The sequence below is a fragment of the Pseudomonas sp. genome (genome assembly GCF_050739775.1).
In the GTDB taxonomy this organism is placed as follows: Bacteria; Pseudomonadota; Gammaproteobacteria; order Pseudomonadales; family Pseudomonadaceae; genus Aquipseudomonas.
The window spans coordinates 1-12,900 of sequence record NZ_JBOICA010000072.1 but is presented as its reverse complement, the minus strand read 5'-3'; the positions used below and the strand labels follow the sequence as shown (position 1 = coordinate 12,900).

The window sequence follows — 12,900 nt, the reverse complement described above, 5'->3', positions numbered from 1 at the left end:
GTTCAGCTCAACTTGTTCGTCGTCACTGAGCACGATGTCTTGAGAGTTCATAGCGGCACTCCATGTCACGGCTGACTATGGAAGAGTAGCTCAAGTAGGAAATTTATTTTTGAGACAGAACACTAGCATTCCAGTCCGGCTATGCGATGAATACCAGTAATCGCGGGATTAGTGAGTTTTGGGATGGTTGGATGACTGAAGATGAGCAAAATCTAATTTCGCAAACCAGAGCACAGGCTGACCTACTGGATCAACAGCTTGGGGCGACGAATAGCGGAACTTGGGACGAAGGCGATTTGACTTATCACGGACAAGGCGGCTTGTATCAGGTAAAGGATTTGCCCCGGCGTATCCCTCGCTATGAACTAGATGCAAACGTACGAATAGAAAGGAATGAGCGCGCAAAACAAACTGGCATTTATCTACCTGATATAGACTTTGCAGCAGCGCGTTTGCTTTACCCCTCCGAATTTGAGGGTGGTGTTAGAGCCTATCAAGGAACTCGGCGCAGCGAGTACGTCAGCGAAATAACCGGGGAGCGAGATTACGGCTGGGAAGAAGCTGAGTTGGCAGAAACCGGCTGGACGCTAATACGCCGCGTAGAAGGCGAATTCATCGATGTACCAGAAAAAGGCTTCTTCCCCAAGGGCGAGCCGGGGGAACTGTACACCTGGCCTGAGCGCGAAGCGCGGTTCGTTAACCGGGAGGGCGTGCTTATCAGCGACTGGTCCGGAGCATTGGTCACCCATACCGGAAAGTGGGCTATTTCCACACACAAAGGTTTTGAATATCAGGACCTGCAGCAAGGTCAACACTTGCCTTTCAAGGATGAGCAATCGGTGAAGTGGACACTTATCACCCGGGCCGATGGTGGCTCGTGTATTGAGCCACCTCATTAGCCGAGAACACTGTGCCCGCAAATTCTTTGGGGGGTGATGGTTTCCTTTATGCAAGTTGACCAGTATCTCTGGACCCGCTTCGCCGATTAGTCAGAAGCGACCACGATAGCCACCCGGCGGTTTTCCATGCGCCCGGCGCGAGTGTCATTGCCGGCCACCGGCTCGCGGCTGCCCAGCCCACGGGTTTCGACGTTTTCCGGGCGCATGCCAACGGCGGTCAGGGCGTTGGCCACGCTCTTGGCCCGGCGCAGCGACAACTGCTCGTTATAAGCATCCCTGCCCGAGGCATCGGTATGCCCATCCACCCGCACCCGCTGGATGTCCACCGACAACAGCGACTTGCCGATGCGCTCGACAATGCTCCGACTCTCACTGTTGAGTGCGTCCAGGTCGCTGCCGAACAGCACCTTGCTCGACAGGCCGAACTCCCAGCCTTCGTCGGTCAGACGGAAACCTTCCTGCTTGAGCAGGGCAATCTGTTCAGCCGTCAGGCCTTTGGACGGCACGCTTTGGCAACCGCTCACGGCCAACAGCATCAGCGCCAGGCAGGCAAAGTGAAAACGCAGGTATCGACTCAGGTGTATCACGGTTCAGCTCCTGTTTTGTACTTGATTGGCAGAGCGCTCCGTCTCTGCCGTTTGCCACTGGCCACGGGTGTTGCGCTTGGCCTGATACATCGCCGCATCGGCGGCATTAAGCAATTCTGACGGCGTCAGACCGTCATCCGGGTAGTAAGCGATGCCGACACTCAGGGAAGTGACAACACTCTGCCCTTCGGCCAGGTGAATCGGCAGACGCATGCTGGCTATGATCTTCTCGGCGATGCGTTGGGCATCCCCCCGGCTGTGGAGTGGCGCCAGCAGCACGGCAAATTCATCACCGCCCAAGCGGGCCACCAGATCGCCCTCACGCAATTGCGCACGCACCCGAGTGGCGACACTCACCAGGACTTCATCACCCGCCGCATGGCCATGGCCGTCGTTGATGTCCTTGAAATTGTCACTGTCGAGAAACAGCAGCGCCATGTGCTCCTGGTATTTGCTGGCATTGCGCAGCGTGCGGCTGAGCCGGCCTTCGAAAAAGGCGCGATTGGGCAAACCGGTCAAGCTGTCATGGCTGGCCTGGTGGGCGAGGCTTTCGTTCTCGCTTTGCAGGTGGCTCTGCCAGCTTTCCAGTTCGTCGAGCAGGGCATTGAAGTCGTTGCCCAGTTCATTGAGTTCGGCGATCTGCGCCTCAGGCACGCGACGATCGAAACTGCGTTCGCGGCGCGCCGCGTGAGCCACCGTGGCCAGGCTGCGCAAGGGGCCAACGATGTCGCCAAACATCCGTTGCGACAGGTACAACGCGCCCACAGCGCTGAGTACCGTACAGAGAATGATGCCAGCCAGGCCACTGAGCAGGAAACGCACCAAGCTTCCCCCCTGCCCCACCAGCTCGATATGACCGACCTGCTGTCCCTGATGCAGCACCGGCAGGATGATGGGCTCTGCCAACAGGCTGCGGGCCACCTCTTGCTCGATCCGTGCGAGCAGGCTGTCGTCGCTGCGCTGCCAACGGGCGAGCAACTGGTTGTTGTCGTCGAACACCTTGGCGTCGGCCACCTCTTCGGTGGCGGCGATCAGGGCCAAAGCCTCATTGGCCGCGCTGCTGTCGTTGAAGACTACGGCGGCCTCGACGGTGTAGTTGATCGAGCGGGCGATCAGGTGCAAGTTGTGATTGGCATACACGCGCAGCGCCAGCACGCCGAGCACGGTCAGGGAAATCCCCGCCAAGCCCACCGCCAGCAGGGCCACGCTCAAGTGACGACGGCCCAGAACTGCGCGCAAGGTCGGGCGCTGGCGCCTCCCGCCAAAACTGATCATGGTTGCGCCGTCCGTCGCCGCGACAACTGCAGTACAGAGGGATGGATGCGCACGCCGCTGCGTGCCACCGAATCAAGGTTGACCTCGAAGGCCACCTGACGGTCGCTGACCCGCAAGCAGAACACACTCCCCACCGTGCAAGGGTCGTCGGCTTCGCTGATGCTCAATACTGGATGACCACTGATAGCGCTGAACAGCTGGCTGCGTTCGTTTGGGTTCAACCCACCAACATAAATCGCGTCGCACTCATTGGCGATGCGCGGATCCCCGGCCAGCAGACGCCGCACTACCACCGGACGGCCAGTGGCCTGAGCGGTGCCCTTGACCAGGTCATCGGCATACTCGGTGGGACCAACCAGGCACAGGCGCAACTGCGCGGGCTCAACCGGCCAGCGCGCATAACTGAGAATGCCCAGTACCACCTGGGTCACGGCAGTGGCGCGTTGCTCGGCCAGGGTCGAGGTAGGTTTAGTCTCGGCAGAGGCCAGCGCGCTGAACAGCAACGGCAACGCAGCCATCAGCGAGCGCCTCCGGCTCGTCACACGTCCCGATGTCGGGGCGGCCACTTTCATGAAGGAAATCTCTTAAAACCCTGCGGGATAATGCCGCAACGATAGCACAGAGGCCGATTTTCCAGCGAGACAGCAGGCCCCCGGAAATCCGGCAAAAGGCCGATTCACCGTGCTCATACCTGCTCCAGCATCAATCCGGAAATACGTTTGACCTTACGCCGCACCGCATCCTCGAAAACGCCCTGGCGCGGTTCGATCAAAGTGAAACAGTTTTTCGCGCGGGTGATGCCGGTGTAGATCAACTCCTTGGTCAAAACCGGATTCAGGGCATCAGGCAACACCAGGGCGGTATGGGTGAACTCCGAACCCTGGGATTTGTGCACGGTCATCGCATACACGGTTTCCACCTCGTTGAGGCGGCTGGGCAAGACGAAGCGCACACCACCACGGCCATCGTTACGGGCAAAGGCCACACGCAACACCTGCTGACCGGGTTGCTGCTCATCAGGCAAGCGCAAGGCAATGCCGATGTCGCCGTTCATCAGGCCCAGGCCATAGTCATTGCGGGTCATCAGCACTGGCCGGCCCTCATACCAGGGTTGTTCGACGTCGATCAGGCCGGCAGCACCCAGCACCCGGCCAACCCGTTGATTCAGCCCTTCGACACCCCACGGGCCTTTACGCACGGCGCACAACAGCTGGAAAGTTTCAAAGCCGTGCAACACTGCCATGGCCCACGCCTCCCAGCGTGGGTCATCGACCGGCGTAGCCAACGGCGGACGTTGCCGACCAATGATCTGCAAGTAACTACGATAGCCCTGAGGGCCATCGTTGCCGCGGCCAAGGCCATCGAGCAGCAAGCGGTCGAGGGCACGATCCTGCTCACCGCGCAGCGTCAGGCCGAACACATCATCCTGCGTCTGTTTCAACAAGGCACGTGCCTGTTCAGCTTCCTGCAGGTTGACCAAGCGTGCCAGTCGGCCGATGCCGCTGGTCTCACCGAAGCGTCGGGAAAACCGTAGCATCACCACCTGCTGCGCCAATGGATACTGCTCGGCAGTACCCGCCTGGAGCTCGCTACCCGCCAGCGTTTCACCGCTGACGTGCTCCAGCCAGGCCTGGGTCTGGGCACTGTAACGGCCGGCCTCGGCGTCTCGGCACAGGTCGCCGAGTACAGCGCCGGCTTCCACCGAGGCCAACTGGTCCTTGTCTCCCAGCAACACCAGGCGGGCGTGAGGCGGTAGTGCGGCGAGCAAATTGGCCATCATCTCCAGGTCGATCATCGAGGCTTCGTCGACCACCAGCACATCCAGGGGCAAGGGGTTGCCCGCATGGTGACGAAAATGTCGCGAGCCCGGTCGGCTGCCGAGCAGACGGTGCACCGTCGAGACATCGGTGGGAATGTTTTCCCGCACCTGGACGGCAACCGCCAGACGCTCGACCTGTTGGCCAATGGACTCGGTCAGTCGCGCTGCCGCCTTACCGGTGGGCGCCGCCAAACGAATGCGCAAGGGGCGTCCGGCTTCTACCGCAGGCGCCTGGAGCAAGGCCAGCAAACGCACCACCGTAGTGGTCTTACCGGTACCCGGGCCGCCGGTAATAATGCTGAAGGCGCCACGGGTGGCCAGGGCACAGGCCAGCTTTTGCCAGTCCACCTGCCCCGGCTGGCTGCCTCCTTCGAACAGTTGGGCCAAGCGTGCCGCCAGGTCGACCGGGGTCGGCTCGACCTGTTCCAGGCGCTGGCGCAAGGCGCTGTCGATCTGCCGTTCATACGCCCAGTAACGGCGCAAGTACAAGCGCTGAGCGCTGAGTACCAAAGGCCGCGAGGACTCGTCAACACACGCGCCATTGGCGACCAGGCGACTGCTGGCCAGGCGCTGCAGCCAGGTGCTCAGGGCCAGTTGCTCAAGCAGTTGCGACGGTAGCAACAAGGGGCCTGCCAAGGCATCGCCCTCCGGTGGCAGGGACAGGGCAAAGTCCGGTTCGGCCAGGGTCTGGCCCAAGTCCAGGCAGACATGGCCATGCCCCAGCTGATGGCTGGCCAGGGCCGCTGCCAGCAGTACCAGCGGGTCCCCTCCCGGGTCGCGTTCTTGAAGAAAGCCGACGAAGGCCCGGTCCAGGGCACGCAGCCAGCCACGCTCGACCCAGCGATCAAGCAGCGCCAGCAAGTCAGCACTGTCGCTCAATGGCTCAAGTGCCGCCAGATGCCGGGCATCCAGTGGTGTAGGCAGCAAGTCGTCGAGGGTACGGCTCATGGTGCATCTCCCAGGAACAGGTCGTGTTGCTGCGGTGTACTAATGCCGCGGAACAGGGCATCGAGGCGCTCGATCAACTCCCGTGGCGGCTTGACGAAGTACACACCGCCAGAGGCCGAATGCACGCCGCGCAAAAAGATCAACACAGCGCCTCCCACATGCCGGTCGTAGTCGTAATCCGGCAGCCGCGCACGTAGCTGGCGATGCATGGCCAGCAGGTAGAGCACATATTGCAGGTCGTAGCGGTGACTGAGGATTGCCGATTCCATGGCCAGCTCGCGGTAGGCCAGGTCGTCAGGGCCGAGCCAGTTGGATTTGTAGTCGGCCACGTAATAACGCCCGTCATGTTCAAAGGCAAGGTCGATGAAGCCCTTGAACATGCCGTTGAGCTGGGCCGGCTGAGCCGCAATCCGTGCAGCACCTTGATGGGTATGCTCACACACCAGACGATCTAGCTGGCCGACATCGACCTTATGGCTGGCAAACCAGAACTCCATTTCGATCTGATACTGACTCAGCTGATTCAAGGCCAGTAGCGGGCTGTCCGGCCACAGAGCCATGGGTTGCACCAGCAATTGCTGCAGCCAGTGGCCAAGGGTATTGATCCAGCCAGCCCAGTCACGGCGGTTGCAGCGCTGGCCAACCGTACGCTTGAGCGCTTCATCGTTCGCCGTCACCTGGGCAAAGCCTTCAAGCCCCGCCCATTCGAGCAGGCCGTGGAGGAAGGTCCCGGGATTGGGACCGCGCGGGAAGCGATGGATATCGCCGCTGCCGGGCATCACTTCCCGCAGCTGTTGCGGGTCGGGGCGCTCGTCATCGAGCAGTTGCTGGGCTTGAGAGCTGTCTGCCGCCAGAGTCAGCGACTCCTCGCCAATGCGCAAGGCACTGTAAGAAGCGATCCACCAGTTCTCGGCCGCACGGCGTTTGGGCTGGCGCGCAGGTAGCAGCTCGGCCTGATTACGTGGCGCGCTGTAGCCTTGCTCGTCGGGCTCAGGCATGACGCTGCTGGCAATCGCCGGGCAACCGGCCTGCAGTGCCTGCAACCACTCACTCAACTGGCTGGAGGCTGCCAGGGGGGCACCGCCACCAAGCAGATAGCCCAGCGCCGAGCGGTGCAGCAACGAGGTCTTGCCAGTGCCGCGCTTGAGATCGGCAACGCCAAGCCAGCAAGCGTGCTGGGCGCGGGTCAGGGCGACATAGAGCAGACGCAGGTCTTCAGCCAGACGCTCATCGTCGGCCAAGGCGATCTGCTCGGCATCCGGGGTCAGGGTCAGCTGCACCTGGCCATCGCTGTCGTGCCAGGCCAGGGGCAAGCGCTGGCCGTCCACCGGTTTGCTGGTGCAGATGAACGGCAGGAACACCAGCGGGTACTCCAGGCCCTTGGACTTGTGGATGGTCACCACCTTGACCAGTTGCTCATCACTTTCCAGACGCAGGATCTGCTCTTCACCCGCTTGACCGGCGCTGGCCAGATGCTCGCCAAGATGGCGGATCAGCGCCTGCTCGCCGTCGAGTTCGGTGGCGGCCTGCTGCAGCAACTCGGCCAGGTGCAGCAAGTTGGTCAACACCCGCTCGCCGTCACTGCGGGTCATCAGCACCTGCGGCAGGTCGAAGTCGTGCAGCAATCGGCGCAGCATCGGCAACACACCCTGGCTGCGCCAGATCAGCCGGTACTGGCGGAACTGCATGACCCAGCGTTCCCACACCCGCTCGTTCTGGTTCAACTGCTCCAGGGCCGACAGCGGCAGATTCAGGGTGATACTGGCCAGTGCTGCCTTGAGCAGGCGCTCGACATCCGGCTCGGCGCAGGCCTTGAGCCAGGCCAGCAGGTCATGGGCTTCCTGCGCGGCGAACACCGAATCCTTGTCTGACAGGTACACGCTGCGCACATCGCGGGCTGCCAGTTCGGCGCGAATCAACTGCGCTTCACGGCCATCGCGCACGAGGATGGCGATGTCCGAAGGCAGGCAGCCGCGCAGCGACTGATCCGCCTGGAGAAATCCGCTACGGCCCTGTTGCCCGCCATTGAGCAGCGCAACGATCCGACTGGCGCAACTGGCGGCCAATTGCTGACGGTAGACCGCCCCGGAGACCGGCTCGTCGCTGCTCAACTGCCAGAGATTCAGCGCTGGGTGCACGTGCCCGTCGACTTGAAACTGCTCACTGCGGCCTTTGGCCTTGACCTCGACAAAGGGTACCGGGTTGTCATCACCCTCGCGGAAAAGGAAGGCCCCGCGTCCCTGTTCACGCAACTCGGCCTGCAAGAACACATGATTGACTGCGCTGACCATGGCCTGGCTGGAGCGGTAGTTGGTGTCCAGGCTGTGCAGGCGCCCGGCCGTGGCGCGACGGGCGCCCAGGTAGGTGAAGATATCGGCGCCGCGAAAGGCGTAGATCGCCTGCTTGGGGTCACCGATCATGAACAGGCCGGTGTCCTGGACGTTCTCCTCGATGCGGTAGATACGCTGAAAGATCCGATACTGAGTCGGGTCGGTGTCCTGGAACTCATCGATCAAGGCCACCGGGAACTGCTCACGGATAAGACCTGCCAGACGCTCGCCAGTGTCGCCGTGCAGGGCGTGGTCAAGGCGCAGCAGCATGTCATCGAAACCCATTTCGGCGCGGCGGCGTTTTTCCTGTTCGAAGCGCGCACCAACCCAGGTAGCGGCATGTTCGAGCAGGCAGGCATCGGGGGTTGGCAGTGCCTGGAGCTGCTCGCGCAGGTTTTCCATGGCCTGCAGCGCCGGGTGACTTGGCGGCTCGCCTTTCCATGCTTCAGCCATGCCAACGCGGGTCAGGCGGGTGAAGCCCGTGCCCAGGTCAAGTTCCAGCGCCAGTTCATCTGTCGCCCAGGCGGCAAGTTTCTCGCACCAAGGCTCGAAGAAACGGGCCTGCATCTTGCGCCCGTCCACTTGCTTGGCGGCCAGGCCGTCACGGCAGATCTGCAGCAATTCGCCGGACCATTGTGCCCAGGGCGCCTTGAGTCTGCGTAACTGCTCGGCGCGCTGTTGCAACACCGCGTCGATCAGCGCCTGTGGCTCCTCGGCGCTGCTCTCGACTCGCTGGCGCCCAAACAGCGCGCGCACCCGCGGTAACAGCGCGTCCGGGCTGACCCAGTGACTGCGTACCCAAGCCAGGGCGTCGCCCTGCATGCTGTAACAAAAACGCCGCCAGTAGTCGCGCATCACCTGGCCGAGCAACTCGCTGTGGTCGGTTTCCAGGGTCTGGGTGAACAGGCTGCCGCTGTCGAAAGCATGTTCGCGCAACATACGCTGGCACCAACTGTGAATGGTCGAGACAGCCGCCTCATCCATCCATTGCGCAGCCACGTCCAGGCGATTGGCGCACGCTGGCCACAGCTCTTGTTGATAGCCGTCGCGCAGCAGCTGCAGCAACGGATCGGCCTCAGCCAATTCGCCACGAAAGAAGCGTGCCGCTTCAGCCAGGCGGGTACGAATTCGCTCGCGCAATTCCTTGGTGGCGGCGTCGGTGAAGGTCACCACCAGAATCTGCGGTGGCAACAATTCGCGGCCCAAGCCCTGCTCGCCGCCATGACCGAGCACCAGGCGCAGGTACAGGGCGGAGATCGTGAAGGTCTTGCCGGTGCCTGCGCTGGCTTCGATCAGTTGGCTGCCATGCAGCGGAAAGCTCAATGCCAGGGGTGCGCTGCGACTCATTGGGCGTCCTCTTCATTGCCCAAGGTTTGCCAGGGCGCATCGAACATCGGGCGGTACAACGCTTCACACCAACCCTCGAACTCTTCGCTGGCACTCAACGCCGCGAAATCGGTGAACTGGCGTGCCAGTGCGGTGCTTTCGCTACGCTCGCCAAAACTGTTCTGGCCGTCACCTTCATACGCTTTGGCCGCAACAGCCACGGCCTTGTCGGGGTCGCTCTGGGCCAGCCAGGCAAAGGCCGTCTTGATCGCCACCGGCAACGGCGCACACATACCGGCCTGGCGGGCTAGCAGCAGGTCACCGAGCAAGTCGGCGGCGCGGGGTTGCTCAATCGGGGCCAGCAACAGCGTGATGTCCGTGGCCACCACGGCGCTGTACAACGGCAGGCCCACGGCGCAGGCGGCCAGGTGCATGACCCAGGTCGACGTCAGCCGATGCCATTTCAGCGAGCGGCCGCTGCTGATGCCATTGGGCAAGGTAGTGATACTCAGCAAAGATTGATCGTCGCGCTGATACACCCGGCCAAGCCAGCCTTCAAGCTTGAGTTGGCGGTACTCGAATCGAATCGGTAGAGCACTGTCCAGGGCATTGGGCCATTGACGCAGCAACTGTTGATGACGCTGCAACAGATTCGGCAACGGCTCGATCAATTCAGTTTGCAGGCATTGACCGAACCCTGCCAACGGCAGCATGCCACAACCCTGCAAACGACGGGCTTGGATGCTGAGTGCCTGATCGGCGTCCTCGGGGGCGGCCAGAGCCGCAGCCAACAGGCTTTCACTAAGACTGTAGCGCTGCAAGGCATCGAGAACGAAAGGTTCCTCATCGGCCATTGGCGCTTGCAACGACTCGAAGAACACCTTCAGGCGCTGGCTGAAGAAGTGCCGCACCGGATGACGCAAGAAGTCCTGCAGCAAGGTCAGACTCAAGGCTTCATCGCTGCTATAAGGCGCTAGCTCATCATCGACCTTGGGCTGTTCCTCGGCGGGCAGGTGCAGCGATCGCCATTCGCGGGCGTAACTGAACAGGCTGCTGCCCTTGTGAAAGTATCGGCCACTGAAGGGCTGCAGCGGGTGCTCCACAGTCAAGGCCTGCAGCAGCTGTTCGCCGCCATCGAGCGTGTCACCGTCCGTGGCACCGGCCAGTCGCCAACCGGTGGCGAGATGGTCGCGCAACTGCCCGATCAGCACCGAGGCCGGACGCTCGCTGTTGTCGCGAATACTGCGACCGACCCAACTGACATACAACTGGTCACGCGCCGAGAGCAGTGCTTCAAGCAGCAGATAGCGGTCATCTTCGCGACGCGAGCGGTCACCGGGGCGGTAGTCGCTGCGCATCAGGTCGAAGTCCAGCGGCGGTTGCGCACGCGGGTAATCGCCATCGTTCATGCCCAACAGGCAGACCACCTTGAACGGAATTGCGCGCATGGGCATCAGGGTGCAGAAATTCACCGAACCTGCGAGGAAACGTTGGGACAGCCGCCCTTGGTCGAGCCCGGCCAACCAGGCTTCGCGGACCACGGTCAGCGGCAGCAGGTCTTCGAGACCGACCGACTCACAGGTCTGCAACCAGGTCTCGCGCAAGGTCTGCAGTTGTACCAGCAGATAATCGTCATGCTCGGTTTCGGCCAGGAAGAACACCTGCAGCAGCGCATGCAGGCGTTCGCCCCATTGCACGGCAGTCGCAGCGTTGGACAGCTGTTGATAGGCAATTTCCAACGCGTCGAGCAACGCCACCAGCGGACCGATCAATGCCGCGTCCAAGCCACCGATTTCGTCAAACGGCTCGATCCCGTCGCAGCCTTCGCCGACACCCACGGCATAACCAAGCAGCATGCGCCGCAGGCCGAATCGCCAGCTGTTCTGTTCCAGGTCCGCCGGCAAGCCCAGGCTCGCTCGCTGTTCGGCATTCAGTCCCCAACGGATACCGGCGCCCTCGATCCAGCGATGCAGGGTCGGCAGGTCGCTTTCCTTGATGGCGAAGCGGGCACGCAAGGCCGGTACATCGAGCAGGTCGAGAATCTCGCTGACCGCAAAGCGGCTATCCGGTAATTTCAGCAGATGCTCCAGGGCAATCAGCAGCGGATCGCGGCCGCGCTGGCCCTGGTCCGTCAGGGTAAACGGAATGAAGCGTGGGTCATCACGACCCAACTGGCCAAACACCGCGCGTATATGCGGAGCGTAGGTGTTGATATCCGGCAGCATGACAATCACGTCACGTGGACGCAGGTGCGGATCGGCACTGAAGCGGGCAAGCAGTTGGTCGTGAAGTATTTCTACTTCGCGCTGCGGGCTGTGGGCGATATGAAAACGTACCGAGCGATCCTTGGCTGGGTCGACCGCAGGCCACAGCTCGCGTGTCTCTGCCAGCGGGCGCAGCTCAAGAATGTCGTCCTGCAGTTGATTGAGCAGGGTTTGCGGCTGACTTTCGCTGAACAGGTCGATGCGCCCATCAGTGAACGCTGCACGGTAACTTCCGGGATCATCGTAACTGTCGAGCAGGTTGATGTAGTCACGGCCCTGCTTGCCCCAGGCAGCCAGCAGCGGGTGCGCGTGCTGATGCAGGGATTGGGCGTCGATCAGGCTGGGCATGCCCTGCTTGCGTTGCTGGCGCTTGTACTGGTGGCGCAGCAGGTCCTTGTCGGCAACGATATCTGCCCAGTGATGACGACAGGGGTTGTGCACACAGAGCAGCACCTGGCTGAAACGGGCCAGGCCAGCCAAGGCTTCCAGCGCCTGGGCAGGCAGCGAGGAAATACCGAAAACAATCACCCGCGAAGGGAGTCCGGCAGGCGCCTGCTCAAGGCTGTTGATCCGTTCGATAAAACGCTGGTGTACCCCGGCGCGACTCTGGGCCATGCCTTCCCCCCCCACATCAAGCAACAGCGCACGCCACAGCTCGGCTTGCCAGCAGTTGGCGGGTGGCAAGGGCTTGGTGTCGCCGCGGGCGCTGTTCAACACATGTCGCCCGGCTGCCCAGCCCTTGAGCCAGTCGGCACGGTAGACCTGGTATTGGTCAAACAGATCGGCCAGGCGCTCGGCCAGCTGGTAACGCTTGCGCAGGTCCGTGTCGTCGGTGAGAAAGCGTTGCAGAGGCTCGAAGTGGGGCTTGTCGATAACTTCGGGCAGCAGACGCATCAGCCGCCAGGTCAGCGGGGCCTTGTCGAGCAGGGATACTTCCGGGATCTCATCGCGTCCCAGAACACGTCGGTACAACTGCCACATGAAGCTACCGGGCAATTGCACCTCGATCGCTGCGGCAATGCCACAGCCACCCTGGTCATCGTCTTCGGGGTCTTCGGCCAGGGCCAGTTTGAGCCACTGAGCGATGCCGTTGCTTTGCACCAGGGCAATTTCATTTTCCAAGGGTGCCAGCGGATAACGGCGCATCCAGCTCACCACCAGGCTGCGTAGTTCATCCAGGCGGTTGCCGTGGACCACCATGAATCCAGGAAGGAGTGGATTTGTGTGCGGCATTGGACATCCTTGAGGCTGTGCGGACAGGGGGAAACCATATCATGGGCTTGGCCCGCAATGGCGGCAGAACAGGCACCAAAAATTACCACCGGGAAAAGACAAAACCCCTACCTGCATGCGCAGATAGGGGTTTCGGAATTTAATCTTGACGATGACCTACTCTCACATGGGGAAACCCCACACTACCATCGGCGATGCATCGTTTCACTACTGAGTTCG

Annotated in this window: 7 protein-coding genes and 1 rRNA gene; 1 reads left to right on the top strand and 7 read right to left on the bottom strand. The window is 61.8% G+C overall.

From position 1 onward, the window contains the following. Positions 1 to 191: 191 nt before the first annotated feature. A complete protein-coding gene (locus tag ACRESH_RS23530; protein ID WP_431744228.1) occupies positions 192 to 899 on the top strand; it encodes a hypothetical protein in 708 nt (235 codons plus the stop codon). 86 nt (positions 900 to 985) lie between these two features. Here the strand turns inward: ACRESH_RS23530 and ACRESH_RS23525 are convergent, their stop codons facing one another. From ACRESH_RS23525 to rrf, 7 genes are all read right to left on the bottom strand, one after another. After that, a complete protein-coding gene (locus tag ACRESH_RS23525; RefSeq protein ID WP_431744229.1) occupies positions 986 to 1,435 on the bottom strand; it encodes an OmpA family protein in 450 nt (149 codons plus the stop codon). A gap of 54 nt (positions 1,436 to 1,489) precedes the next feature. Further along, the gene (locus tag ACRESH_RS23520; RefSeq protein WP_431744227.1) at positions 1,490 to 2,761 is read right to left on the bottom strand and encodes a diguanylate cyclase domain-containing protein; all 1,272 of its coding nucleotides are present in this window, start codon (positions 2,759 to 2,761) and stop codon (positions 1,490 to 1,492) included. Beyond that, positions 2,758 to 3,333, bottom strand: coding sequence for a YfiR family protein (locus ACRESH_RS23515; RefSeq protein WP_431744226.1), 576 nt, complete (start codon positions 3,331 to 3,333; stop codon positions 2,758 to 2,760). The genes ACRESH_RS23520 and ACRESH_RS23515 overlap by 4 nt, the downstream gene beginning before the upstream one ends. A 113-nt stretch (positions 3,334 to 3,446) precedes the next feature. Beyond that, positions 3,447 to 5,528 carry an exodeoxyribonuclease V subunit alpha gene (recD, locus tag ACRESH_RS23510; RefSeq protein ID WP_431744225.1) on the bottom strand — a complete coding sequence of 694 codons (2,082 nt, stop codon included), beginning with the start codon at positions 5,526 to 5,528 and terminating at the stop codon, positions 3,447 to 3,449. Further along, the gene (gene recB / locus ACRESH_RS23505) at positions 5,525 to 9,205 is read right to left on the bottom strand and encodes an exodeoxyribonuclease V subunit beta (RefSeq protein ID WP_431744224.1); all 3,681 of its coding nucleotides are present in this window, start codon (positions 9,203 to 9,205) and stop codon (positions 5,525 to 5,527) included. The genes recD and recB overlap by 4 nt, the downstream gene beginning before the upstream one ends. Continuing rightward, the gene (recC, locus tag ACRESH_RS23500) at positions 9,202 to 12,681 is read right to left on the bottom strand and encodes an exodeoxyribonuclease V subunit gamma (protein WP_431744223.1); all 3,480 of its coding nucleotides are present in this window, start codon (positions 12,679 to 12,681) and stop codon (positions 9,202 to 9,204) included. The genes recB and recC overlap by 4 nt, the downstream gene beginning before the upstream one ends. 143 nt (positions 12,682 to 12,824) lie before the next feature. Further along, positions 12,825 to 12,900: ribosomal RNA gene (rrf, locus tag ACRESH_RS23495) — 5S ribosomal RNA — on the bottom strand; the annotation flags it as partial.

Coding starts and splice junctions, on each gene's coding strand:
- recB (WP_431744224.1), bottom strand. CDS start 9,205: ATGAGTCGCAGCGCACCCCTGGCATTGAGCTTTCCGCTGCATGGCAGC.
- recC (WP_431744223.1), bottom strand. CDS start 12,681: ATGCCGCACACAAATCCACTCCTTCCTGGATTCATGGTGGTCCACGGC.
- recD (WP_431744225.1), bottom strand. CDS start 5,528: ATGAGCCGTACCCTCGACGACTTGCTGCCTACACCACTGGATGCCCGG.
- ACRESH_RS23515 (WP_431744226.1), bottom strand. CDS start 3,333: ATGAAAGTGGCCGCCCCGACATCGGGACGTGTGACGAGCCGGAGGCGC.
- ACRESH_RS23520 (WP_431744227.1), bottom strand. CDS start 2,761: ATGATCAGTTTTGGCGGGAGGCGCCAGCGCCCGACCTTGCGCGCAGTT.
- ACRESH_RS23530 (WP_431744228.1), top strand. CDS start 192: ATGACTGAAGATGAGCAAAATCTAATTTCGCAAACCAGAGCACAGGCT.
- ACRESH_RS23525 (WP_431744229.1), bottom strand. CDS start 1,435: ATGCTGTTGGCCGTGAGCGGTTGCCAAAGCGTGCCGTCCAAAGGCCTG.